Source organism: Alphaproteobacteria bacterium PA2, assembly GCA_002256425.1.
Classification (GTDB): Bacteria; Pseudomonadota; Alphaproteobacteria; order Caulobacterales; family Caulobacteraceae; genus Phenylobacterium.
In genome coordinates this window covers 1,884,477-1,907,136 of sequence record NKIZ01000001.1, presented here as the reverse complement: position 1 = coordinate 1,907,136, position 22,660 = coordinate 1,884,477, and the positions used below count along the sequence as shown (strand labels likewise).

The 22,660-nt window shown below is 62.5% G+C and carries 25 protein-coding genes; 16 read left to right on the top strand and 9 right to left on the bottom strand.

Annotated elements, in window-relative coordinates:
* Positions 1–51: 51 nt before the first annotated feature.
* From CFE28_09145 to fabD, 3 genes are all read right to left on the bottom strand, one after another.
* Positions 52–291 carry an acyl carrier protein gene (locus CFE28_09145; protein OYU70145.1) on the bottom strand — a complete coding sequence of 80 codons (240 nt, stop codon included), beginning with the start codon at positions 289–291 and terminating at the stop codon, positions 52–54.
* 140 nt (positions 292–431) lie between these two features.
* Positions 432–1,169 (bottom strand): beta-ketoacyl-ACP reductase, encoded by a 738-nt coding sequence (locus tag CFE28_09140; protein ID OYU70144.1) that lies wholly within the window; start codon positions 1,167–1,169, stop codon positions 432–434.
* A gap of 8 nt (positions 1,170–1,177) precedes the next feature.
* Entirely contained in the window at positions 1,178–2,122 is a 945-nt protein-coding gene (gene fabD / locus CFE28_09135; GenBank protein OYU70143.1) for a [acyl-carrier-protein] S-malonyltransferase, read from the bottom strand.
* A 137-nt stretch (positions 2,123–2,259) separates the two neighbouring features.
* Here fabD and CFE28_09130 point away from each other — a divergent pair, with 137 nt between their 5' ends.
* Entirely contained in the window at positions 2,260–3,336 is a 1,077-nt protein-coding gene (locus CFE28_09130; GenBank protein ID OYU70142.1) for an alcohol dehydrogenase, read from the top strand.
* A 111-nt stretch (positions 3,337–3,447) separates the two neighbouring features.
* Here CFE28_09130 and CFE28_09125 read toward each other — a convergent pair whose 3' ends face one another.
* Positions 3,448–3,672, bottom strand: a complete 225-nt coding sequence (locus tag CFE28_09125) for a hypothetical protein (GenBank protein ID OYU70141.1) — start codon at positions 3,670–3,672, stop codon at positions 3,448–3,450.
* Between the two features lie 19 nt (positions 3,673–3,691).
* Positions 3,692–3,949, bottom strand: a complete 258-nt coding sequence (locus CFE28_09120) for a hypothetical protein (protein OYU70140.1) — start codon at positions 3,947–3,949, stop codon at positions 3,692–3,694.
* A 380-nt stretch (positions 3,950–4,329) separates the two neighbouring features.
* Here CFE28_09120 and CFE28_09115 point away from each other — a divergent pair, with 380 nt between their 5' ends.
* From CFE28_09115 to CFE28_09105, 3 genes are all read left to right on the top strand, one after another.
* Positions 4,330–4,539: a cold-shock protein gene (locus CFE28_09115; protein OYU70139.1), complete on the top strand. Its 210-nt coding sequence runs from the start codon at positions 4,330–4,332 to the stop codon at positions 4,537–4,539.
* 354 nt (positions 4,540–4,893) lie between these two features.
* A complete protein-coding gene (locus tag CFE28_09110; GenBank protein OYU70138.1) occupies positions 4,894–5,463 on the top strand; it encodes a carboxymuconolactone decarboxylase in 570 nt (189 codons plus the stop codon).
* A 2-nt stretch (positions 5,464–5,465) separates the two neighbouring features.
* On the top strand, positions 5,466–6,269 hold the full coding sequence (locus CFE28_09105) for an oxidoreductase (GenBank protein OYU70137.1): 804 nt from the start codon (positions 5,466–5,468) through the stop codon (positions 6,267–6,269).
* Here the strand turns inward: CFE28_09105 and CFE28_09100 are convergent, their stop codons facing one another.
* Positions 6,270–7,055, bottom strand: a complete 786-nt coding sequence (locus tag CFE28_09100; protein OYU71638.1) for a hypothetical protein — start codon at positions 7,053–7,055, stop codon at positions 6,270–6,272.
* Positions 7,056–7,171: 116 nt separating this feature from the next.
* On the opposite strand from CFE28_09100, the gene CFE28_09095 reads away from it, so the two are divergent.
* Positions 7,172–7,675, top strand: coding sequence for a polyketide cyclase (locus CFE28_09095; protein ID OYU70136.1), 504 nt, complete (start codon positions 7,172–7,174; stop codon positions 7,673–7,675).
* On the opposite strand, the gene CFE28_09090 is transcribed toward CFE28_09095, so the two are convergent.
* Together CFE28_09090 and CFE28_09085 are read right to left on the bottom strand one after the other, a co-directional pair.
* Positions 7,672–8,964 carry an amidohydrolase gene (locus tag CFE28_09090; protein ID OYU70135.1) on the bottom strand — a complete coding sequence of 431 codons (1,293 nt, stop codon included), beginning with the start codon at positions 8,962–8,964 and terminating at the stop codon, positions 7,672–7,674. The genes CFE28_09095 and CFE28_09090 overlap by 4 nt on opposite strands.
* 11 nt (positions 8,965–8,975) lie before the next feature.
* Positions 8,976–9,935 carry a phosphoribosylaminoimidazolesuccinocarboxamide synthase gene (locus CFE28_09085; protein OYU70134.1) on the bottom strand — a complete coding sequence of 320 codons (960 nt, stop codon included), beginning with the start codon at positions 9,933–9,935 and terminating at the stop codon, positions 8,976–8,978.
* A gap of 93 nt (positions 9,936–10,028) precedes the next feature.
* On the opposite strand from CFE28_09085, the gene CFE28_09080 reads away from it, so the two are divergent.
* Positions 10,029–10,598 (top strand): peroxiredoxin, encoded by a 570-nt coding sequence (locus tag CFE28_09080; protein ID OYU70133.1) that lies wholly within the window; start codon positions 10,029–10,031, stop codon positions 10,596–10,598.
* A gap of 46 nt (positions 10,599–10,644) precedes the next feature.
* Here CFE28_09080 and CFE28_09075 read toward each other — a convergent pair whose 3' ends face one another.
* Positions 10,645–11,166, bottom strand: a complete 522-nt coding sequence (locus tag CFE28_09075) for a hypothetical protein (protein ID OYU70132.1) — start codon at positions 11,164–11,166, stop codon at positions 10,645–10,647.
* Positions 11,167–11,393: 227 nt separating this feature from the next.
* Here CFE28_09075 and CFE28_09070 point away from each other — a divergent pair, with 227 nt between their 5' ends.
* The 10 genes from CFE28_09070 (at position 11,394) to CFE28_09025 (ending at position 22,654) form a co-directional block, all read left to right on the top strand.
* Positions 11,394–11,759 carry a 30S ribosomal protein S6 gene (locus CFE28_09070; protein ID OYU70131.1) on the top strand — a complete coding sequence of 122 codons (366 nt, stop codon included), beginning with the start codon at positions 11,394–11,396 and terminating at the stop codon, positions 11,757–11,759.
* 11 nt (positions 11,760–11,770) lie between these two features.
* On the top strand, positions 11,771–12,034 hold the full coding sequence (gene rpsR, locus CFE28_09065) for a 30S ribosomal protein S18 (GenBank protein OYU70130.1): 264 nt from the start codon (positions 11,771–11,773) through the stop codon (positions 12,032–12,034).
* A gap of 14 nt (positions 12,035–12,048) precedes the next feature.
* The gene (locus tag CFE28_09060) at positions 12,049–12,633 is read left to right on the top strand and encodes a 50S ribosomal protein L9 (GenBank protein ID OYU70129.1); all 585 of its coding nucleotides are present in this window, start codon (positions 12,049–12,051) and stop codon (positions 12,631–12,633) included.
* 251 nt (positions 12,634–12,884) lie between these two features.
* Entirely contained in the window at positions 12,885–15,317 is a 2,433-nt protein-coding gene (locus CFE28_09055; protein OYU70128.1) for a TonB-dependent receptor, read from the top strand.
* Positions 15,318–15,473: 156 nt separating this feature from the next.
* Entirely contained in the window at positions 15,474–16,964 is a 1,491-nt protein-coding gene (locus CFE28_09050; GenBank protein OYU71637.1) for a replicative DNA helicase, read from the top strand.
* A 33-nt stretch (positions 16,965–16,997) separates the two neighbouring features.
* The gene (gene alr / locus CFE28_09045) at positions 16,998–18,089 is read left to right on the top strand and encodes an alanine racemase (protein OYU70127.1); all 1,092 of its coding nucleotides are present in this window, start codon (positions 16,998–17,000) and stop codon (positions 18,087–18,089) included.
* 89 nt (positions 18,090–18,178) lie between these two features.
* On the top strand, positions 18,179–19,543 hold the full coding sequence (locus CFE28_09040; protein ID OYU70126.1) for a DNA repair protein RadA: 1,365 nt from the start codon (positions 18,179–18,181) through the stop codon (positions 19,541–19,543).
* Between the two features lie 5 nt (positions 19,544–19,548).
* A complete protein-coding gene (locus tag CFE28_09035; GenBank protein ID OYU70125.1) occupies positions 19,549–20,169 on the top strand; it encodes a colicin V production protein in 621 nt (206 codons plus the stop codon).
* Positions 20,166–21,650: an amidophosphoribosyltransferase gene (locus tag CFE28_09030; protein ID OYU70124.1), complete on the top strand. Its 1,485-nt coding sequence runs from the start codon at positions 20,166–20,168 to the stop codon at positions 21,648–21,650. The genes CFE28_09035 and CFE28_09030 overlap by 4 nt, the downstream gene beginning before the upstream one ends.
* Positions 21,651–21,718: 68 nt before the next feature.
* Positions 21,719–22,654: a bile acid:sodium symporter gene (locus tag CFE28_09025; protein ID OYU70123.1), complete on the top strand. Its 936-nt coding sequence runs from the start codon at positions 21,719–21,721 to the stop codon at positions 22,652–22,654.
* The last annotated feature ends 6 nt before the right edge of the window (positions 22,655–22,660 follow it).

The following is a 22,660-nucleotide window of genomic DNA, read 5'->3' as shown; positions in this document are numbered from 1 at the left end:
CGCGCCTCTGGTAAGGGACGCGGCGGTCAACTTTGCAACAAAGCCTAGGCTTTAGGCGCCCAGACGTTCTCCGATGAACTTCACCGCGTCGCCCACCGTCTGGATGTGCTCGGCTGCGTCGTCCGGAATTTCAATGTCGAATTCTTCTTCGAAGGCCATGACCAGTTCGACGTTGTCGAGGCTGTCAGCGCCCAGGTCGTCGATAAAGCTGGCCTTTTCGGTGACCTTATCAGGATCGGCGTCGAGGTGTTCGATGACGATCTTGCGCACGCGCTCAAGGATGTCGGACATGAGTATAGGTCCCTGTTGTTCAACTGATCCATCTGCGACCGCCGACGGGATGTCAACCGCTCGCGAGATTTGTGGTTAGAGACCTAGGCCTCTGGGTTCGAAGGTCGCCGTAGCATGTTCGCCTATGGGAGGCCAACAGGTCAAATCATTGCCATGCCACCATTCACATGAAGGGTCTGGCCGGTCATGTAAGCCGCTTCGTCGCTGGCGAGGTAGGCGCAGGCCGCCGCAACTTCCGCGCCGGAGCCCAGTCGCCCGGCGGGGATGGTCGACAGGATCTGCGTCTTCTGGGCTTCATTCAGGGCGTCGGTCATGGGGCTTTCGATAAAGCCAGGCGCGACGCAGTTCACCGTGATTCCCCGGGTCGCGACTTCCTGCGCCAAGCTCTTGGAAAATCCGATCATTCCGGCCTTGGAGGCGGCATAGTTGGTCTGGCCGGGATTGCCCATGACCCCCACGACCGAGGTGATTCCGATGATGCGCCCGAAACGGCGCTTCATCATGCCACGCATGGCTGCGCGGGAGAGCCGGAAATAGCTTTCGAGGTTCACCCTCAGGACCTGTTCCCAGTCTTCGTCCTTCATCCGCATCAACAGGCCATCCTTGGTGATGCCGGCATTGGCCACCAGAATGTCCAGCTGTCCGGTGGCTGCCTCAGCCCGCGCCACGAGCCCGTCCACCGATTCGGCGTCCGAGAGATTCGCCGCAGCAACCGAAGTCCGCTCGCCCAACTGACCGGCAAGGTCGGCGAGAACCGCCTCGCGGGTCCCTGACAGGACCACGTGGGCCCCTTGAGCATGGAGGGTTCTGGCGATTTCCGCGCCGATTCCACCCGTAGCCCCGGTGACCAGGGCCGTCTTTCCAGAAAGATTGAACATGTTGGTCCTCAAAGGGTCTTGGCGAAGGCTTCCAGGTCAGCCGGTGAATTCAGGGGCGTGGCTTCTGCGTCGGGGGCGATGCGCTTGGCCATGCCCGACAGAACCTTTCCGGCCCCGGCTTCGGCGAATCGGGTGACCCCGCCCTCCCCGGCTAGCCAGATCATGCTTTCACGCCAGCGAACTCGCCCCGTGACCTGCTCAACCAGCATCCGCCGGATTGCTTCCGGGTCCAAAGTCGGCCGGGCGGTGACATTTGCGACCAGAGGCGCACGAGGGGCCATGATGACGGCGCCAGCAAGTGCGGCGGCCATTTCGTCTGCGGCGGGTTGCATCAAGGGGCAATGGAAGGGCGCTGATACGTTCAGCGGAATGGCGCGGGCGCCAAGCTCCTTGGCCTTCTCGATGGCCAGATCAACCGCAGCCTTGCTTCCCGAGATCACCACATTCCCGGCATTATTGTCGTTGGCGACCACGCAAACGCCAGCAGCCGACCCAGCCTGAGCAGCGGCCTCGGCAAGGGCGACGTCCGACTTGGGTCCGATCAGTGATGCCATGGCGCCTTCACCAACGGGAACGGCGCGCTGCATGGCCTGACCACGCAGCTTGAGCAGCCTTGCCGTATCCCCCAGGGTCAGGGCTCCGGCCGCTGCCAGGGCGGAGTACTCACCCAGTGAATGCCCCGCCACAAAGCCGGCGCGCTCGATCGAGATCCCGAATTCCTTTTCGAGGATCCTGGTCACGGCAAGGCTCACGGCCATCAGGGCTGGCTGGGCGTTCTCGGTCAGGGTCAGCTGGTCTTCCGGACCCTCTTTCATCAGCGCGAAAAGCTTCTGCCCCAGGGCGTCATCGACCTCCTGGAAGACCTCCCGCGCGGTCCCGAAGGCCTCAGCCAGGTCGACACCCATGCCGACAGCTTGACTGCCCTGACCTGGAAACAGAAAGGCGAGGCTCATGGTCTACTCCCTATGGACGCCGATCCGGCGCGACGATGTTGCCCGACGGGTTAGGGGATTACCCCTTCCCCGGCAACTCTCTGGTCAATTCCCATTCCGCGTTTCAGAATGCCTGAAAGAAATTGCGGGAGGTCTCCATGCGCGCCGTTGTTCGCCGAAACAAGCAGCTCATCTGTACGGACGTGGCGGATTTGACCCCTGCCGCCGGTCAGGTCCTGGTGCGCACCCTGGCCTGCGGCATCTGTGGGTCTGACCTGCATGCCCTGCACCACATGGAACACATGATGGAGACCTCGGCCCGCGCCGGTGGGGGGATGGGCTCCGGATTTGATCCGACGAAGGACACGGTATTCGGGCACGAATTCTGCGCTGAGATCCTCGACCATGGTCCTGGAACCGCCAGAACACTCAAGGCTGGCGCCCGGGTTGTCAGCCTCCCTGTCACCCTGACCGAAAGCGGGGTCGAGGCCCTTGGCTACTCAAATCGCCTGCCGGGTGGTTTTGCCGAGCGGATGATCCTGTCCGAGGCCCTGCTCCTTGAAGTTCCGAATGGACTGCCAACAGATCAGGCGGCGCTGACGGAACCCTTCGCCGTGGGCGCACATGCTGTAGCCAAGGCCAGACTGGACAAGGATTCAGTGGCGCTGGTGGTTGGTTGCGGCCCTGTTGGCCTGGCCGTGATCGCCGGCCTGAAGGCCAAGGGCCACGGCCCCGTGATTGCCGCCGACTATTCTCCCCGCCGCCGCAAGGCCGCTGAAATGCTCGGCGCCGACGTCGTGATTGATCCGGCCCAGGAGAGCCCTCACGCCCGTTGGGAAGCCTTTGGGGTTCCCACCGCCAGGGCCGCCCAGAACGCCGCCCGCATGATGGGCAAGACCTTCGGACACCCCGTAGTCTTCGAGTGCGTCGGATCGCCTGGCATCCTCCAGCACCTGATCGAAGCGTCTCCGGCCGGAAGCCAGATCGTGGTCGCGGGCGTCTGCATGGAAACTGACAAGATCGAACCTGCAATCGCCATTACCAAGGAAATCGAACTGACCTTTGTCTTTGGCTATTCCCCGGAGGAGTTTGCCGGGACCCTGAGGCAGATCGCCGAAGGCGTCATTGATGTCAGTGGCGTTGTCACCGGCAAGGTAGGGCTGGAAGGGGTCGCCCAGGCCTTTGTCACCCTTGGCGACCCGGAAGCCCATGTGAAGATACTGGTCGAGCCATAACTGACGGTGTGGAGATGGTGAGGATTCTCCCGCGCTGGCCATGAAAGAAAAAAGCCGCCTCAACCCGGGGTTTGAGGCGGCTTTTTCATATGCTGCACCAATGTGGGAACCCTATCCCACGAAGCCCAGTTCACCATGTACGTCGACCCTGCATGGCGATCCGGCGTCCTGACAGGCGCGGGCCAGCTTGTTGGCCGCCGCCTTGGCTTCATCCTTGGTTCCGAAGGTATCCACGGGACCGTCCTCAAGCTGGACTGTCCAGACGCCATTGGCGGGCGCCACCTTGACCAGCTTCCTGGCGAGACTTGGACGCATGCCCATCAGAGGGTCCGCCACATAGGTGAGGTTGCGGGCATCATGACATCACCTTTTCAAGCTGGCTGACTTCGCCCTTCAGAACCTTCACGCCCAGGAAGTGCATTTCGCCATTGCGGAAATCGATATCCGCGACAGCTACGCTCGGATGGCGCTTCAAAGCTGAGTCATCCCGCGGCGTCAGGTGAAGGACGAGGCTGCCAAGATCGGCGCCATCAGCCAGGGCCTGCTCGATTTCGGTCCTCAGACTCAGGATGGATTGGCCAGACGAAACTGGACTTGTGGATTTCGGGCGCATTCGGGTCCTTTGGAGGCTTATGCCAGACGTTTCGGCGAGATATCCGAGGTTACGGGGCGCTTTTCGCCGCCGCGTCCGAGAGCCAGCCTAAATTGCACTATGCGCGAAATAAGATAAAATTCACACTTCAATCTTGGACAATTGGCATTTTACATGCCCTGCCGTTCACCACATTTCAGAACGATTTCCTTACGCGTAAAAATATCTGACCCGCCTTCTAGTATTTTCTGGATTAGTATTTAAACTAGAGACATCGATCTCTGCTGCGCAACGCTCCTTTAAGCCCACTCGCTCGCGCGGGATGTTTGAAAGCCGACCTTTTCAGATTCGATCTCCGCCGGGCTCTTCCGGCGGTTTCGCACCCACTACGGAGGCTGAAAATGGCTACCGGTACTGTCAAATGGTTCAACACCACCAAGGGCTTCGGCTTCATTCAACCCACTGACGGCGGCAAGGACGTGTTCGTGCACATCTCGGCCGTTGAACGTTCGGACCTGAATGGCCTGCATGAAGGTCAAACCGTTTCCTACGAACTCGAGCGCGATCAGCGTTCGGGCAAGGAAAGCGCTGTCCAACTGAAGAACGCCTAAGAATTCCGCCTGCAGCCCTGGCTGCAGACGACATTCAGGGACCGACGCTTCGCGGTGTCGGTCCCTTTTCTTTGCGCCATTGGCAGAGGCGACCTGACCGCCTATTGCATGCGCTCAGAGCGCTTCAGGATGTAACGACATGGACGATCCCCAGGCCGACGAAGTCAGGCGCCAGGCCCGCAACAGGCTGTTCGGGCGGATCATGATCGTCGGGTTTGGTCTGCTCGTTCTGTTGCAGGTGGCTCCCATGCTGCTGCGCATGGTCAAGCATCTGCCAGCCTAGGACTACAATGAGGGTTTGAATCCCCTCCCCTCCGCCCTGTAGGCTTATGCCAACCACAGGGGGGAAACCACATGCGACTGACTTCACCGCGCATTGCGCCGCTGGCCGACAACAACCTTGACGCGGACCAGGCTGAAATCCTCGCCCCCATGGCGGCGACTGGGCGGGTGCTGAACATCTTCCGGACCATGGTCAACGCTCCCAAGGCTGCCAAGGGCTTCCTGGCATGGGGCAATTATGTCCTGTCGCGCCGCAATGACCTGCCGGCCCGGGATCGCGAGATCGTCATATTGCGGATCGGTTTCCTGTGTCGGTCCGGCTATGAATGGACACAGCATGTCGCCATCGGAAAGCGCGATGGCCTGACAGACGACGAGATCTCCAGGATCAAGGTCGGCGCCGACGCTCCTGGCTGGAGCCCTTCCGATCAGGCCCTTCTGAAGGCGGCCGATGAGCTCCACCACGACCAGTTCATCACCACGCCCACCTGGACCGCCTTGAAGGCGCATTTCTCGGACAAGCAGTGCATGGATGTGGTCTTCACCGCTGGTCAGTACACCCAGGTGTCGATGATCCTGAACAGCTTCGGGGTGCAACTTGACGAGGGGCAGACCCTTGATCCCGACCTAAAGGGGTTTTGAAGATGAGCGGTCGCCTCGCCGGCAAATCGGTCGTCGTGATCGGCGCGGGCCAGACGCCCGGAGACACGGTTGGCAATGGACGGGCCATCTCAATCCTCTTTGCCCGGGAAGGCGCCCGCATATTGTGTGCAGACCGCATTTTCGATCGGGCCGAAGAGACTGCCGCAATGATCCGCTCTGAAGGCGGCGATGCGCTGGCTCTGTCGGTGGATGTCACCAGGCCAGCAGAGTGCGACGACCTTCCGGACCAGGCCCTCAAAGCCTTGGGTAGCCTGGACATTCTGGTCAACAATGTTGGCATAGGCGGCCGCGGAGACGGTCCTGCCCATCGCCTGACCGAGGACGCATTTGACCAGATTGTGCAGGTCAATCTCAAGGGCATGTGGCTGACCACAAAGGCCTTCCTGCCCGTATTCCGCGGGCAGGGACACGGCGCCATCGTCAATATCTCGTCACTGGCTGGAATCGCCGGAGGCAATCAGCTGGCCTATGAAGTCACCAAGGCCGGGGTGAACCGCCTGACCACCAGCGTCGCCCAGGCCAATGCGTCGAAGGGCGTCCGATGCAATGCTGTGGCCATGGGCCTTATGGACACGCCAATGGCGGTGGCCGGCATTGCCCAGGCCTCGGGTCAGGAGCAGGAGGCCGTGCGGGCCGCCCGCAACGCCAGGGTCCCCCTGGGGGGCAAGATGGGCACGGCATGGGACACGGCCTACGCCGCCCTCTTCCTGGCGTCGGATGAGGCTGCATTCATCACCGGCGTCGTCCTGCCGGTGGACGGCGGCATGTCCAGCCGGATCGGCTGACTATTTGGGCGCCAGCCGTTTCTGGGCCAGGGCGGCGCAGGTCGCCGTGCCGATCGGGCCCTCCCGGTCGTAGAGCCAGGTCTCGCCAATGGCGACGCCGTCGGTTGCATGGTGGTTCACCGTCTCAAAGCCGACCCATTCGCCGACCATGGCGCGATGAAGATAAACCGTGACGTCGGTATTGATGTAGGCCAGCCCCTTGTCCCTGGACGCATTTGCGAAGGGGCTGCAGAAATCAGCCGCCACCGCGACCCGCTGGAAGGGCGTTAGTGGCTTGCCGGCCACAAGCTCACGAACTTCACTCATCCAGATCTTCCTTGGACCCGGCTCGCCAAAGCCACCGGCAATCTGCCGGGTGGCCCACATGCCGCCCATGGGAGAGCGCGTATTGGGCAGGGGCTCAATGGTCTCGGGCATGGGCGCATCCCAGTTAGGCGGGCTCCAGGTGGTGCCTTCGGGATTCTCGGTGCGACGCAGGAACTGGCAGCTGGCCTTGGCCATGCTGACGCCGCCAGAGACGAACTCAGCTTCGGTCATGCGGATACGGCCGCCTTCCCGGATCAGGGTGGTCCGGATCTCCACAGGTTCAAACCCGGGCAGCTTGTACATGTCGACGGTCAGTCGGGCCGGCGTGAACTCGTCTGAACCGAAGGCTTCCTCCAGCCCATGCCCCAGCAGGCCGATGACAACCCGGCCATGCAGCGATCGGTTGCCCCAGGGACCACGACCAGAATCCTGGGGAATGAAATGATCCCCCTCGCGAACGTAAAAAGGCTGATTTTCCATGGCGGGATACATGCCAGAAAATCCTGCCGTGTCGAGCAGCCCTTGACCTTGATCAAGGCGCGTCACGCCTGACGAGCCTCAAATCCCCCTGGCATGAAGCATTGCTGGAGAGTGTCATGACGACGTTCAGGCTCGGCGAAATCTCGATCTGCGGCGATGAGGCCGAAGCGATCTTTTCCCGCACTTTTGACCACCCAACCCAGGCTGTATGGGCCGCGCTCACCCGTTCCGACCTGCTCGCCCAATGGCTTGCCCCAGGCGAGATCCAGATGTTCCTGGGCGGCCATGTCAATCTTGATTTCGGCGACAGCGGAATTGTCATCCGCAGCCAGGTTTCAGCCTACTCACCGGGCCGCCTGCTGGAATACTCCTGGAGCGGCGACGGCGACACCCTTCGTCCCCTTCGCTGGGAAGTCTCGACCTATGACGGCAAGGCCCAGCTCTCCCTGACCCTGACCATGCCGGCCAGCGAGGACATAGCCAGGTCCTGCGCCGGCTGGGAGGCTCATCTCGAAATGCTGGCGGCGACGCTGGAGGGGGTCTCGATCAAGTTCCCCTTCGAACACTTCAAGGCAGCCCGGGAAGCCTACAAGGCCAAGATGGGGCTGGTTCCCGCCTAGGGAATAGCCGTCGGCGCGCCGTCTGCCCGGTAGATCACGCCGCCCTTCATGACGAACTGCACGTGTCGCAACAGGCTGATGTCCTTGATCGGGTCGCCATTGACCGCCACGAGATCGGCGAAGCGGCCCGCCGCGACAGCGCCAATCCTGTCTGAGGCGCCGAGAAGATCGGCCGCATTGCGGGTCGCGGTGAGGATGGCGTCCATGGGCGCCATGCCGCTTTCGGTCAGCAGGCTGAATTCAAGGGTGTGATCCCCCTGCCCCAGATCCGTACCATAGGCGATCTTCACACCGGACTTCAGCGCGCGGGGCATGTTCTGTTTCGGTAACAGGTCATTCGCCAGCTCCTTTTCCGCTGTCCCGGGCGTCAGCAATTCAGGATGCTCGCTGGCCGCACGATAGAAGACATCGAAGACCGTCAGGGTCGGCACCAGATAGGTTCCCCTGGCCTTCATCAACGCGAAGGTCTGATCGGTTGCAAATGACCCATGCTCCACAGAGTCGACCCCTGCCCGCACGGCGGCTTCGATAGCACCTGCCGGATAGATATGCGCCGCCACCTTCATGCCCAGGCTGTGCGCGGTTTCCACCGCGGTCTGCATCTCGGCGTCGGTCATGAGCTGCTGGCGGGGATCATCCCCGGTGGAGGCAATACCCCCTGACGGCATGATCTTGATCAGATCGGCGCCACGACGCCTGTGTTCCCGCACCCTGATCCGCGCCTGTTCAGGTGTGTCAACAATGCCCTGTTCCCAACCCGGGTGGGAAAGGGATGGATCCAGGCCGCTGCGGGGGTCGCCGTGGCCCGCCGTCGGCCCCAGAGCCTCCAGCGAGACCCAAAGGCGGGGGCCCGGGATCTTTCCGGCGTCAATGGCATTCCGCACGGCGACACTGTCATCCGATCCACCCACGTCCCGGGCAGCAGTGAAACCCTGCTGCAGCATCGCCCTGGCATAGACAGCGCCATCAAAGGCGCGGTCCAGGGAGGAGTGTGTCACCCAGTCCTCGGTGGCATTGGTGGTGCTGGGCAATTTGGCGGCGATGTGGATGTGGGCGTCAATGAAGCCGGGCAGCACGGTGGCTCCCGACAGATCGACAACCCGGTAGCCGGCCGGACTGGAAAAGCCATCGGAGACCGCCTTGATACGGTCGCCCTGAACCAGGATTGAGACGTTCCTCAGCGGCGCCGCGCCTGTCCCGTCAATCAGGGTTCCAGCGTGGACAACCAGGTTCTCTGCGCTGGCGGAGCTCGCAAAAAGCAGGGCCGCGAGGCCAAGGGCTCGGATCATAGGTTCGGTCTTCAGAAGAACTGGGCGAGGTTGCGACGGATGCGATCATGAACGACTTCGCCCGCTGGTGGGGGCTCAAAGTCGAGGCCAGTCAGGGTTTCAAAGGCCGAAATGTAGACCCTGGAGGTTTCCTCAATGAGCTTGGCCGGAATTTCCGGAATGGGGTCCTTGTAGGGATCGCAGCGCTCTGCGACCCAGCTCCTGACAAAATCCTTGTCAAAACTGGGAGGACGTTTCCCGTTCGCCAGAGCCTCAGGATAGCTTTCGGCGAACCAGTAGCGGCTTGAATCCGGGGTATGGATTTCATCGGCGAGGATGACCCGTCCGTGCGGATCGAGACCGAACTCATACTTGGTATCCACCAGGATCAGTCCCCGCTGCGCAGCGATCTCCCTGCCGCGGGCGAACAGGGCCAGGGCGTAGGTCGACATGGTTTCCCATTGCTGGGCGGAAACCAGCCCCTGATCGAGGATCTGTTGCGGTGACAGGGGCTCATCGTGGCCGCCATCGAACTCCTTGGAGGTCGGGGTCAGGATCGTCTCCGGCAGCCTCTCATTGTCGCGAAGGCCATCGGGGAAGGTCAGGCCGTACATTTCCCGTCTCCCCTGCTTGTAGAGGGTCAGGATCGATGTGCCAGTTGTCCCCGCAAGGTAGTCCCGAACCACCATCTCCACCGGGAGAATGTTGAGCCGCTGGCCCACGACCACATTCGGATCCGGATAGCTGAGGACGTGATTGGGGCAGATGTCGGCCGTCTGCTCGAACCAGTATCGCGCCGTCTGGGTCAGCACCTGGCCCTTGAACGGAATCGAAGTCAGGATGCGGTCAAACGCCGACAGCCGGTCAGATGCTATGATGATCCGCCGCCCGTCAGGCAGATCGTAATTGTCACGGACCTTGCCATGGTAGTGGTTGGGCAGTTCGGGCAGGTCAATTTCCGCCAGAACCTGCCCCGCCGCGGGATCCGTCATCACGCCACCTCAAAAACTTGTCTGATCACAGGCTTTGCCGCGAAGACAAACCGTCGTCTAGTTCGTATGGTGTCTGCAAGAGGAGATCCCCCCATGAACCGCACTGCTCTTTTCACCACCCTCGCACTGTCCGCTGCAGCAGCAACATCGGCCCTGGCCGCCCTTGCGCCAGGCGCCAAGGCCCCGGACTTCAATGCGCCCGCTTTTCTCGCTGGAAAGCCTTTCACCTTCAGCCTGGCTGAAGCCCGCAAGAAGGGCCCCGTGGTCCTGTACTTCTTCCCTTCGGCCTACACGAAGGGCTGCAATCTTGAGGCCCACCTGTTTTCAGAGGCCGCCGATGAGTTCAAGGCCCAGGGCGCAACCCTGATCGGCGTCACGGCAGGCAAGACCAAGGAACTGGCGGCCTTTTCCGCAGAAACCGAACATTGTGGCGGCAAGTTCCCGGTCGCCGCCGATAACGGCGCGGCTATCGCCAAGTCCTATGACTCGACGCTGAAGATGGCAGGCATGTCCGTTCCGATGGCTCTGTCGGCCCGCACATCCTACGTGATCGCACCCGACGGCAAGGTGATTTCAACCTACGACAACCTCGCCGCAGACGACCACGTCAACCAGACCATGAGCAGCCTCAAGGCCTGGCGCGCAAAGAACCCCAAGAAGTAGTCTGCGAAGCCGGCGGAGGGGCCTCCTCTCCGCCGGTCAGCCTCCGCTATTTGCGATCCAGGGCCTTGCAATCAACCTTGGCGCATACCTTCTCCCGCAGACTTGCCTGAAACTGCGGCACGAGTTCCTGCATCATCGGTCCCATCTTCGCGACCATGAGAGGCTGCTTGTCGATCAGTGCCCGGCCGGTCTTGCTCTCATAGAAGACCACCAGATCCGAGAGCTCTTCCTCGGTGTAGATTTCGGCCATCACCGGTTCCATCTTCTTCACGATGGTAATCATCAGGTCGGCGGTCGCGTCATTGACGGCCTCCAGGACCTTCTGCTGAAGCGCTGGATCACGACCATCGCCCTTGGGCATGCTCGCAAGCATGGATGGCCCCAGGGCCCGCATGGCGTCCCCATAGGATTTGTCGATGTGGATGAGCTGAATATACCGATGGGCCAGCTCCAGTTGCCGGGCAGTCGGCTTGGCGGGCGCATCTGCAGCCCAGGTCGACGTTGCTGCGGCGGTTAAGGCCAGCATGCAGGTCGCAAACAGCGCAGAAATCTTCATGTCTTCCACCATTGATTGAGTCTTGGCTGGAAACTGCCCGCAAACCGGATGGCCGGCAATCCCCAAGCCCTTGCCATTCCCCGGGTTTTCCCCTATCAGCCGCCCTCTTCTACGGAAGGCGGTCTTGCGCACGGAACATCAAAGGGTCGGGAAACTCCCGGTCGCCTCGTGCAGGATCCATCGCGGACGCCGGTCACCCGCCGACGTAAGCGCCGCCTCCCACAAGGGAAAAGGACAAAATGGCGCTCTACGAGCACGTTGTTATCTCGCGGCAGGATATCTCGCCGCAACAAGCTGAAGCCCTCAATGACACGATCAAGGCTCTCATCGAAGAGCTCGGCGGCTCCGTCGCCAAGATCGAATACTGGGGCCTTCGTAACCTCACCTATCGCATCAAGAAGAACCGCAAGGGGCATTATTCCCTTCTGGCCCTGGACGCTCCGGCGCCGGCCGTCAAGGAACTGGAGCGCCAGCTGTCGATCAATGAAGACGTGCTGCGCTACATGACCATCCGCGTCGAGGAACTCGACCTGGAACTGTCCCCGGTGCTCGCCCGTCGCGACCGTGATCGTGAGCGCGAACCGCGCCGCGAAGAAATGTACTAGGAGGGATCACAATGACCGACGAAACCTCCGCCGCTCCGGCCGCAGCCGGCGCCCGCCGCCCGTTTTTCCGTCGCCGCAAGGTCTGCCCGTTCTCGGGCGCCAATGCACCGAAGATCGACTACAAGGACGTCAAGCTCCTGCAGCGCTACATCTCCGAGCGTGGCAAGATCGTGCCGTCGCGTATCACCGCCGTTTCGGCCAAGAAGCAGCGTGAACTGGCCAAGGCCATCAAGCGCGCGCGCTTCCTGGCCCTGCTGCCCTACGTCGTGAAGTAAGGGGCCAGAGAACCATGAAAGTCATTCTGCTCGAACGCGTGGAAGGCCGTGGCGTCCTTGGGGACGTTGTGACCGTGAAGGACGGGTATGCCCGTAACTTCCTCCTGCCCCGCCACAAGGCCCTCCGTGCCAACGCCGCCAACCTCAAGGTGTTTGAAGCCCAACGGGCTGACATCGAGGCGCGCAACCTGAAGGCCAAGGAACAGGCCGGCAAGTCGGGCGAAAAGCTCGACGGCACCAGCTACATCCTGATCCGTCAGGCTGGCGAAAGCGGCCAGCTCTACGGATCGGTCACCGGCCGTGACGTGTCTGACGCCGTCAATGCTGACGGTGGCAAGATTGAACGGGCGATGGTCGTTCTGGACAAGCCGATCAAGACGCTTGGTCTTCACGAAGTGAAGGTGCGCCTGCATGCGGAAGTCACCATCACGGTGACCCTGAACATTGCACGCAGCCAGGACGAAGCTGAGCGCCAGGCGCGCGGCGAAAACGTCATCGACTCGCAATTCGAAGAAGACCGTCTGGCGGCTGAAGAAGCTGCTCAGGACATGCTTGCCGGCGGCGCCGGCAGCCATGAAGGCGACTATTCAGAGGCCTGATCGTCTCTGACATAACTGGACGAAGACGAGGGCGCGGAATGTCCATTCCGCGCCCTTTTCTTGTTCTCACGCGCCAAAGCGGTAAAACCGCCCGCAAATTCGGCCACATGACCCCGATTTAATCAGCAATTGGCGCGTTTATCAGCACTGTTGCAAATATGTCATTTCCCGGGCGCCCAGGACGCACTACTTTGAGTGCCTTATCTGTGTGTCCGGGCGTCCGCCTGGGCCAGACCGGGAACCCCTACAGAATGACCTACCGCACACTTCTTCTGATGGCCGCTTCGGCCGCCTCTCTCATGGCCGGCCAAGCCGCCGCAGCCGACGCCGCGAAGCCGAACGCTGAAGTCGAAGAACTTGTCGTCACCGGCACCCGGGCCGAGGGCCGCACCCGGCTGGAAAGCCTCGCCCCCGTCGACGTGATCTCCACCGAGTCCCTGGCCCGGCAGGGCACCACGGAAATGGCCGCCGCCCTGGCGACCGTCGCCCCGTCCCTGGACTTTCCCCGTCCGTCCATCACGGACGGCACGGACAGCGTCCGCCCTGCAACCCTGCGCGGCCTGGCGCCTGACCAGACCCTGGTCCTGATCAACGGCCTGCGTCGTCACGCCTCCGCCCTGGTCAATGTCAATGGTTCCATCGGCCGCGGTTCGGCAGCCGTCGACCTGAACGCCATTCCGACCGTCGCTGTTGACCGCGTCGAAGTCCTCCGGGACGGCGCCTCGGCCCAGTACGGTTCCGACGCCATCGCCGGCGTCATCAACATGCACCTGCGCGAAGCCCGTGAAGGCGGCAGCATTTCCACCACCTTCGGCAACTACGACACCGACGTGAAGACCGCCCGCAATGTGGCCGGCCGTCACAAGGTCGATGGCCCGACCTGGACCGTCGCCGGTTGGCAGGGCCTCAACCTCGGCGCTGACGGCTTCCTGACCCTCAGCGGCGAATACCGCTTCCGCAACCCGACCAGCCGGGGTGACCTCGATCCCCGCGTGACCCCCTCCAAGGTGACTTCGCGCTTTGGTGATCCCCAGTCCGAAGATCTGAGCTTCTACGCCAATGCGGGTCTGCCGCTGAATGACACCTGGAGCCTCTATGGCTTCGCCGGCTACCAGAACCGCAAGACCGACAGCGCGGCGAACCCGCGTCTGGCCAATAATGCCAACAACGTTGCGTCGATCTGGCCAGGCGGTTTCCTTCCGCTGATCACGACCGACATCGATGACATGACGGCTTCGGGCGGCGCCAAGGGCGAAATCGCCGGCTTCAAGGTCGATGCCGGCCTCGTCTATGGCTATAACAAGGTGCACTACGGCGTCCGTGACTCCGTGAACGCCTCGATCGGCGCCACCTCGCCGACCGTGTTCGACGCGGGCATCATGCAGTACGATCAGACGATCGCCCAGATCGACGCATCCAAGCCTCTGGAACTGGGTTTCGCCAAGCCCGCCAACCTGGCCTTCGGCGTTGAATACCGTAAGGAACACTACGAAATCGGTCGCGGCGATGTCGCTTCCTATGTCTTTGGCGGCGTGGCCGGCAAGGCTGCTGGCGCCCAGGGCTTCCCGGGCTTCAAGCCCAGCAATGAAGTCAGCAAGGATCGCAGCTCCAGCGCGCTCTATGTGGAACTCGACTCCCAGGTCACCGAAGAGTTCGGTGTGGACGCCGCCGTCCGCTACGAGAACTTCTCCGATTTTGGTTCGACCACCACGGGCAAGGTCTCGGCCCGCTATGACTTCGCTGAAGGCCTCGCCCTGCGCGGCACCATCGCCACCGGCTTCAGGGCGCCCGCCCTGCAGCAGCAGTACTTCACTGCAACTTCGACCAACTTCATCACCATTGCGGGCGTCAGCACGCCGGTGGAAGTTGGCACCTTCCCGGCCACCAGCGCCACCGCCAAGGCCCTTGGCGGCAAGCCGCTGGAGCCTGAAGAGTCCACCAACTACTCCCTGGGCGGCGTCTATCATAACGGCGCTTTCGAAGTGACGGTCGACGCCTATCAGATCAAGATCGACAACCGCATCGTGCTCTCGGAGAACATCCAGGGTTCCCCTACCGGTTCGGCCACGGCCATTGCTATCTTCAACCTGATCAATCCTCCTGGCTCTGGCGCAGGCCTTGGCGCGGCACGCTTCTTCATCAATGGCGTGAATACGGAAACCAAGGGCGTCGACATTGTCGCGCGCTATCATTGGACCACGGACACCATGGGTCGCTTTGACCTGACTGGCGCCGCCAACTTCAACGAGACCAAGGTCACCAAGGTTCCGACCACCTCGGTCCTCTCCGGCCTGCCGGTGCCGCCGATCCTATTTGATCGCGCCAACCGTCTGACCTTCGAAAAGGGCACCCCCACTGACAAGTTCGTGGCCAGCGTCGACTGGAGCCTCAATGACTGGGGCGCCACGGCAAAGGTCGCGCGCTATGGCGACGTCCTGGTGCCGAACAACGCAACCTCGGCCCTGGACTATCAGGTCGGGACCCACAGCGTTCTGGACCTGGAAGGCCGCTACAAGACCCCGATCGGTCTTGGCATCGCCCTGGGTGTCAACAATGCCCTGGACGAGTATCCGAACCCGACTCCGACCAACGTCAACACCAATGGCCCGAACGGCTTCCCGGGCTTCTCGCCCTTCGGCTTCAACGGCCGTTACTACTACGCTCGTCTGACCTACAACTGGTAAGACATCTGGCGGCGCGGACTCCTCAGGGGTCCGCGCCACCCTTATCCGGGCGACCTGGCCAGGGTTCTCCACAGGCTGGCTGAAATCCTGTTGGAAACCGTTCCGCGCCCACTTTGACGCACTGCCAGAGGCAGCTTGTTCGTCTATCGTCAGCCCATGGCAATCGTCCCGGCTCTCGATCTAGTTCCCGCCCACAATGATACGGCGATCCCTCACGCTCCGGCCAATGTCGAGGCTGAGCAAGCCCTGCTGGGCACCATTCTCTATGACAATGCCGCGTTCGAGCGCATCGGCGACTATCTTCAGGGCCGCCACTTCTACGAACCCTTTCACCAGCGCCTCTACGCGACCATTGAAACCCATATCCGCAAGGGACAGCTGGCCGAGCCCATCCTGCTGGCTGAACAGTTCAGCCGCGACCCGGCCTTCGACGAACTGGGTGGGGTGCGCTATCTGGCCGACCTCGTTGATAGGGCCCCTCCGGCCGCCAATGCTTCCGACTATGCCCGCGCCATCTATGAACTGGCCATCCGCCGCGACCTGATCCGGATCGGCGGTGACATCAGTGTTTCGGCCGCAGCGCCGGATCCGGAAAAGTCGGCCCGAGACCAGATCGAATCCGCAGAGGCCCAGCTTTACGCCCTGGCAGAGACCGGGACCGCCAATCAGGGCTTCATTCCATTCGCGGACGCCCTGCACGGCGCCGTCGCCATGGCGGCCGAGGCCCACAGCCGCGATGGCGGCCTTGCGGGCATATCTACCGGCCTGATGGACCTGGACCAGAAGATCGGCGGCCTGCACCCCTCTGACCTGGTGATCCTCGCGGCCCGTCCCTCCATGGGCAAGACTTCACTGGCCTGTAACATCGCCTTCGACATCGCCAAGCACTATGCCTGGGAGCCACAGCCGGACGGCACGAAGAAGCGCGTTGCCGGCGGGGTTGTGGCCTTCTTCTCACTGGAAATGTCCGCAGAACAGCTGGCCATGCGTCTGCTGGCGGAAGTCTCCGGCGTCTCGGGCGACCGCCTCCGGAAGGGTGAGATCGATGCCGTGGAATTCGGCCGAATTCGCGACGCCGCCCTCGAGATCCAGGAGGCGCCGCTCTACATCGACGCCACCGGCGGACTTTCCATGGCCAAACTCGCCGCCAGGGCAAGGCGCCTGAAGCGTCAACATGGCCTGGACGTGATCTTCGTGGACTATCTCCAGCTGGTGACCGGGGGCGATGGCCGTTCCGACAACCGGGTTCAGGAGGTCTCGATGATCACCCAGAGTCTCAAGGCCCTGGCCAAGGAACTTGCGGTTCCGGTCATCGCCCTGTCCCAGCTGTCCCGTCAGGTGGAAAACCGGGAGGACAAGAAACCCCAGCTTTCCGACCTGCGGGAGTCCGGCTCAATCGAACAGGACGCCGACATGGTCATGTTCATCTATCGCGAGAGCTACTACCTCAGCCGGATGGAGCCCCGGGAAGGAACACAGGAACATCTCACCTGGCAGGAACAGATGGATCAGGTGGCGGGGCAGGCTGACGTCATCATCGGCAAGCAGCGCCACGGCCCCATCGGCAATGTGAAACTGGCCTTCAACGAAGAGATCACCAAGTTCGGAAATCTCGCCCGCGACGCCCGCCGCTACGACGTCCGCTAGCCCCCAGGCATTCTCCGCGCTAAGGGGATCGCAATGACTCCGACCGCCGCCCGTCTGACCATAGACCTTGACGCCCTGGCGGCGAACTACGCCGTGCTTTGCCAGGTAGCGGGGGGCGTCGAAGCGGCGCCCGTCGTCAAGGCGGACGGGTATGGCCTTGGCGCAGGCCTTGTGGCGGCCAGGCTTTGGCGTGAAGGCGCCCGTCGGTTCTTTGTCGCCCGGCTTTCGGAAGGGGTGGCCCTGAGAAAGGCGCTCGGGCCCAGCCGCCCGGCAGTCATCTATGTTCTCGACGGATATGCGGACGGCGCGGGACAGACACTTCTGGAGTTTAGTCTCACTCCGGTTCTCAACAGCCTCGAGCAGGTTCGCACCGGGTCTGAGTGGGCAGCCTCCCTCGGGAACCGGCCGCCCGTGGCTCTTCAGGTCGATACCGGCATGAACCGGCAGGGCCTGATGCCGGAACAGATCACAGCGCTGGCGGGGCAGTCTGATGCACTCTCAGCCTTTGATCTCCAGCTGTTCATGAGCCACCTGGGGTCGGCCACGATACCGGAGGCCTCAAGGTCAGAGCGTCAGCTTGAGCGCTTCAGGCCGCTCCGCGCCCTTTTCCCCGACGTGCCCGCCAGCTTCTCGGCGTCTGCGGGCATCTTCCTGGGAGCCGACTATCGCTTCGACCTGGTGCGGCCCGGGATCAGCCTGTTCGGCGGAGGTCCTGAAGAACGCCCCGATCCACGGCTGAGGGCGGTCGCAACCCTTGAAGCGCCAATCTGTGACATCCGGCAGGTCGCTGCCGGGGAAACCGTTGGCTATGGCGAGGCCATTGTCCTTGACCGCCCCACCCGCCTGGCCATTGTCGGCGTCGGGTATGCAGACGGCTATATCCGCAAGGCGATGGGCAGAGGCATGGCCTGGTTCAAGGGCGCCCTGCGTCCGGTCGTGGCCGTCACCATGGACCTCATTTCAATCGACATAGGCGACGCCCCGGCCCGCCCCGGTGAGTGGGTCGAACTCATGGGCCCAAACGCCCACATTGATCTTCTGGCGGCGGCGTCCGACACCGTTGCACATGAGTGGCTGGTCCGGCTCAGCGCCCGGGCCGAGCGTCACATCGTCGGCGAGATTTAGTCCCGTCGCGACGAAATCGACTTGGGCGTGGATCGGCAATTCATGGCAGAAGGAAGCGCCTCGGGCCGTGACCCGACTCAGGAGTTTTCATGGCCCGCGACGGCGCCGTTTATGTCTGTCAGTCCTGTGGCGCCGCCCAGTCCAAATGGGCGGGCCAATGCCCTGCCTGCGGCAGCTGGAATACCCTTGTAGAGGAAGTGCAGGCGCGTCCGCCCGGCGCCCTTGCGCCAACCAAGGCCACCAAGACGAGGGGGCTGGTCTTTCAGGGTCTTGAATCTGAAACCCCTGCCCCGCCCCGCATCGCCACAGGCATTGATGAGTTCGACCGTGTCTGCGGCGGCGGCGTTGTGCCGGGCTCAGCCATTCTCGTCGGTGGTGATCCCGGCGTCGGAAAGTCGACCCTTCTCCTGCAGGTCGTGGGATCCGCCTCCCGTCGCGGCGCCTCCTGCGCCTATATCTCCGGCGAAGAGGCGGTTGAGCAGATCAGGGGGCGGGCCCAGCGTATGGGTCTGGCCGACGCCCCTGTAAGGCTGGCGGCCGAGACCAGCCTGCGGGAAATCCTGGATGGCCTGAAGCGAGACCGCTTTGATCTGGTCGTGATCGACTCCATCCAGACCATGTGGAGCGACGCCCACGAGGCCGCGCCGGGTTCCGTGACCCAGGTTCGCGCCGCCGCTGGAGAACTGGTCAGACTGGCCAAGAAACAGGGCGTGGCCGTCATTCTGGTAGGACATGTCACCAAGGAAGGGACCATTGCGGGCCCCAGGGTCATCGAGCACATGGTCGATGCCGTCCTGGCCTTCGAAGGTGAGCGGGGATACCCCTTCCGGGTTCTGCGCGGAGTTAAGAACCGCTTTGGCGCCACCGACGAGATCGGCGTTTTTGAAATGGGCGATTCCGGGCTCAACGAAGTGCGAAATCCCTCCGCCCTGTTCCTCGATACTTCGGGAGAGCGGGCCGCAGGAGCGGCTGTATTCGCCGGGATCGAAGGAAGCCGACCAGTCCTTGTGGAATTCCAGGCTCTGGTTGCGCCATCCGCCTATGGCACCCCTCGTCGGGCCGTTGTCGGCTGGGACTCCGGGCGTCTCGCCATGGTGCTGGCTGTGCTGGAAGCCCGGTGCGGGGTCAGCCTGGGCAATCGCGATGTCTATCTGAATGTCGCCGGAGGCCTCCGGATCAATGAGCCCGCGGCCGATCTCGCCGCGGCCGCCGCCCTGGCGTCCTCGGCCCTCGACATCGCCTTGCCCCAGGACTGCGTGGTCTTTGGCGAGATCAGCCTTTCTGGCGACATCAGGGGGGTCAGCCGTATGGATTCCCGCCTCAAAGAGGCCGCCAAGCTGGGCTTTAAGCAAGCGCTAGGGCCTTCCGACCTAGATGGTGGTCCTCTGAAAATGTCGGGCGTAAAGCGATTGGCGGACGCCATCGCGCGCATCGGCGGAGGCGACTGGACCTAGGCGACATGCCGACATTCGATATCATAGTTCTGGCTATCCTGGTCATTTCGGGGGGCATCGGCCTCTATCAGGGCGCTGTGCGGGAAATGATCTCGGCGGTCTCCTTCATGGTTGCGGCTATTGCTGCAGTTTACGGACTTCGCTTTACCGGGCCATTCGCCCAGAATCTGGTGCACCCGGAGTGGGTCGGGACGGTTCTCGCTCTTGTGGTGACCTTCATCCTGGTTTTCGCCGGCTTGCGCCTCCTGGGCGCCGGGATCAGCCAGGGTATCCGCGGGGTTCCGGTTCTTGGCGCCCTGGATCGTACAGTTGGCCTGGGGTTTGGTCTGCTGCGCGCCTTCATCTTCCTGGGCGCTTGCAATCTGGCGTTCAATGCCGCCACGCCCAGCAGTCTGAGACCAGCCTGGCTGGCCGAGTCAAAGCTCTATCCGCTTACGGAAACGGCGGGCGCCCTGCTCAAGGCCTTTGCCCCGAAGGGCATGGATGCCGCCGACCAGCTGACCCCTGCCCTGACACGCGCTGTTCTTGACGGTTCTGTGAACCCGCAACGTGACTCTGGCGACAGCTCGGGGTATGACGCCGGCGCGCGTGGCGGAATCGACGATCTGGTGGAGAAAGCCCGATGAAGACCCCTCCGGACCGATGGTCTCCCCGGGATCCGGATGATGACGCCCCCCGGCTGGAGTGCGGCGTCTTCGGCGTCTTCGATGTCGCGGACGCGGCGGCGGTTACGGCCCTCGGCCTCCATGCCCTGCAGCATCGCGGACAGGAGGCCTGCGGCATAGCCAGCTTTGACGGCCAGGGTTTTCACACTGAACGCCATATGGGGTATGTGGGCGACGCCTTTGCGGGCAGCGACCTCATGGATCGTTTGCCCGGACAATCGGCCATCGGCCACACACGCTATTCCACCGCCGGCGGCAGCTTCATCCGCAATGTCCAGCCCATGTTCGCAGACCTGGACTCTGGCGGCATAGCCATAGCCCACAATGGCAACCTCACGAACTTCCTGACCCTGCGCCAGCAATTGGTCGGCGAAGGCGCAATCTTCCAGTCGACCTCGGACTCCGAGGTCATCCTCCATCTGATCGCCAGGTCCCGCCGGGCCCGCATTGTCGACCGGTTCATCGACGCCCTGAGCAGGATCGAAGGCGGCTATGCCCTGGTGGCCATTACAAACAAGAAGCTTATCGGCGTTCGCGACCCCCTGGGCATCCGCCCCCTGGTGCTGGGCGATCTTGACGGCAGGGCCGTTCTGGCCTCCGAAACCTGCGCCCTGGACATGATCGGCGCGCGCTTTGTCCGCGACGTGGAGCATGGCGAGATGATCGTCATCGACCAGGACGGGATTGAATCCCTTCGCCCCTTCCCCGCTGCCCAGGCCAGGCCCTGCATCTTTGAATATGTCTACTTCGCGCGCCCCGACAGCGTTGTGAACGGCCGTTCGGTCTATGACGTGCGCAAGAACATGGGACGCCGCCTGGCCCAGGAAAGCCATGTGGATGTGGATGTGATCGTCCCGGTGCCGGACTCAGGTGTGCCAGCAGCGCTTGGCTATGCCCAGGAGACCGGCGTGCCCTTCGAAATGGGCATCATCCGAAACCACTATGTTGGCCGGACCTTCATCCAGCCGACCCAGGGCGCCCGGGAAATGGGTGTTCGAATGAAGCTGTCACCCAATCGCTCGGTCCTGGCAGGCAAGCGGGTCATGCTGATCGACGATTCCATAGTTCGGGGCACGAACTCCGTGCGGGTAGTGCGCATGGTTCGTGAGGCTGGTGCAGCTGAAGTGCATCTGCGGTCGGCTTCCCCGCCGATCAAATGGCCGGACTTCTATGGCATTGACATGCCAGACCGCGACAAGCTGCTGGCGGCGAACCATTCCGTAGAAGAAATCGCCAGAATCCTTGAAGTGGATTCCATGGGCTTCCTGTCGGTGGACGGGCTCTATGCGGCCATGAATGTGGCGCCGCGGGATCCGGCCAATCCGCAGTTCACCGACCACTATTTCACCGGCGACTATCCAACCCGCCTGCTGGATCGGGAGGTGGCTGAAGGCCGCAACGAAGCTGCGGAGAGACAGCTTTCCTTCCTGGTGGACGCCTGACCATTTCCGCCTCGCGCACCCTGCTGGCCCGGCTGAAGCCGGACACCTATATCCTCCTGATCATTGGCATGGTGGTGCTGGCCAGCCTGTTGCCCGCCCATGGCGCCGCAGCACCTGTATTCAGCCTGACCACCAAGGTCGCCATCGGAGCTGTTTTCTTCCTGCATGGCGCCAAGCTCTCAAGGGAAGCTGTCCTCGCAGGCATTACGCACTGGCGCCTGCACCTTCTGATCCTGGCCGCGACCTTCGTACTGTTTCCGGTCCTGACTCTGGGACTGGCCGCCCTGCCCGCCTGGATCACCCCTGTGTCGTTGGCGCCGGGCCTGATTTTTCTGGGCTGTCTGCCTTCCACCATTCAGTCGTCCATCGGTTTCACGGCCATCGCCCGGGGAAATGTTGCGGCGACCGTGGCCTCTGCAACGGCTTCCAACCTGCTGGGCATTGTGGTGACACCCCTGCTGGGCGCCGCCCTGATGCACACAAATGGCGGCGGATTGTCCCTGCATTCTGCCCAGGCCATAGTATTCCAGTTGCTGCTCCCGTTCATGGCGGGCCAGGTCCTGCGTCCTTGGATCGGCGCCTGGGTGTCGGCGCACAGCAAGATCCTGTCCTATGTTGATCGCGGCTCGATCCTGATGGTGGTCTACACCGCCTTTTCGGAGGCCGTAGTCGGAGGCATATGGAACCGGGTCGGCGCCTATGACCTCGTCCGGCTGGGACTGATCTGCTGCGCCCTGCTTGCCGCCGTCATGATGGCCACCTGGACCGCCGCCCGCGCCCTGAAATTCAACAAGGCCGATGAAATCACGATCGTCTTCTGTGGCTCCAAGAAGAGCCTCGCCAGCGGCGTCCCCATGGCAGGCGTGCTGTTCCCCGGCGCAAGCCTCGGGCTGATCCTTCTGCCCATCATGATTTTCCACCAGATCCAGCTGATGGCCAGCGCCGTCATCGCCCAGCACTATGCCGAGCGCGCTGAAGATCAGCTATCGCCCGAAAATACCTGAAGAGTT

Excerpts from the sequence above, each read along its gene's own strand:
- CFE28_09100 (OYU71638.1), bottom strand. The coding sequence starts at position 7,055 with ATGGAAAATCAGCCTTTTTACGTTCGCGAGGGGGATCATTTCATTCCC.
- CFE28_09050 (OYU71637.1), top strand. The coding sequence starts at position 15,474 with ATGGCAATCGTCCCGGCTCTCGATCTAGTTCCCGCCCACAATGATACG.
- rpsR (OYU70130.1), top strand. The coding sequence starts at position 11,771 with ATGACCGACGAAACCTCCGCCGCTCCGGCCGCAGCCGGCGCCCGCCGC.
- CFE28_09105 (OYU70137.1), top strand. The coding sequence starts at position 5,466 with ATGAGCGGTCGCCTCGCCGGCAAATCGGTCGTCGTGATCGGCGCGGGC.
- CFE28_09090 (OYU70135.1), bottom strand. The coding sequence starts at position 8,964 with ATGATCCGAGCCCTTGGCCTCGCGGCCCTGCTTTTTGCGAGCTCCGCC.
- CFE28_09140 (OYU70144.1), bottom strand. The coding sequence starts at position 1,169 with ATGTTCAATCTTTCTGGAAAGACGGCCCTGGTCACCGGGGCTACGGGT.
- CFE28_09110 (OYU70138.1), top strand. The coding sequence starts at position 4,894 with ATGCGACTGACTTCACCGCGCATTGCGCCGCTGGCCGACAACAACCTT.
- CFE28_09080 (OYU70133.1), top strand. The coding sequence starts at position 10,029 with ATGAACCGCACTGCTCTTTTCACCACCCTCGCACTGTCCGCTGCAGCA.
- fabD (OYU70143.1), bottom strand. The coding sequence starts at position 2,122 with ATGAGCCTCGCCTTTCTGTTTCCAGGTCAGGGCAGTCAAGCTGTCGGC.
- CFE28_09120 (OYU70140.1), bottom strand. The coding sequence starts at position 3,949 with ATGCGCCCGAAATCCACAAGTCCAGTTTCGTCTGGCCAATCCATCCTG.
- CFE28_09085 (OYU70134.1), bottom strand. The coding sequence starts at position 9,935 with ATGACGGATCCCGCGGCGGGGCAGGTTCTGGCGGAAATTGACCTGCCC.
- CFE28_09115 (OYU70139.1), top strand. The coding sequence starts at position 4,330 with ATGGCTACCGGTACTGTCAAATGGTTCAACACCACCAAGGGCTTCGGC.
- CFE28_09025 (OYU70123.1), top strand. The coding sequence starts at position 21,719 with ATGGTGGTGCTGGCCAGCCTGTTGCCCGCCCATGGCGCCGCAGCACCT.
- CFE28_09030 (OYU70124.1), top strand. The coding sequence starts at position 20,166 with ATGAAGACCCCTCCGGACCGATGGTCTCCCCGGGATCCGGATGATGAC.
- CFE28_09075 (OYU70132.1), bottom strand. The coding sequence starts at position 11,166 with ATGGTGGAAGACATGAAGATTTCTGCGCTGTTTGCGACCTGCATGCTG.
- CFE28_09070 (OYU70131.1), top strand. The coding sequence starts at position 11,394 with ATGGCGCTCTACGAGCACGTTGTTATCTCGCGGCAGGATATCTCGCCG.
- CFE28_09095 (OYU70136.1), top strand. The coding sequence starts at position 7,172 with ATGACGACGTTCAGGCTCGGCGAAATCTCGATCTGCGGCGATGAGGCC.
- CFE28_09055 (OYU70128.1), top strand. The coding sequence starts at position 12,885 with ATGACCTACCGCACACTTCTTCTGATGGCCGCTTCGGCCGCCTCTCTC.
- CFE28_09060 (OYU70129.1), top strand. The coding sequence starts at position 12,049 with ATGAAAGTCATTCTGCTCGAACGCGTGGAAGGCCGTGGCGTCCTTGGG.
- CFE28_09145 (OYU70145.1), bottom strand. The coding sequence starts at position 291 with ATGTCCGACATCCTTGAGCGCGTGCGCAAGATCGTCATCGAACACCTC.
- alr (OYU70127.1), top strand. The coding sequence starts at position 16,998 with ATGACTCCGACCGCCGCCCGTCTGACCATAGACCTTGACGCCCTGGCG.
- CFE28_09130 (OYU70142.1), top strand. The coding sequence starts at position 2,260 with ATGCGCGCCGTTGTTCGCCGAAACAAGCAGCTCATCTGTACGGACGTG.
- CFE28_09040 (OYU70126.1), top strand. The coding sequence starts at position 18,179 with ATGGCCCGCGACGGCGCCGTTTATGTCTGTCAGTCCTGTGGCGCCGCC.
- CFE28_09035 (OYU70125.1), top strand. The coding sequence starts at position 19,549 with ATGCCGACATTCGATATCATAGTTCTGGCTATCCTGGTCATTTCGGGG.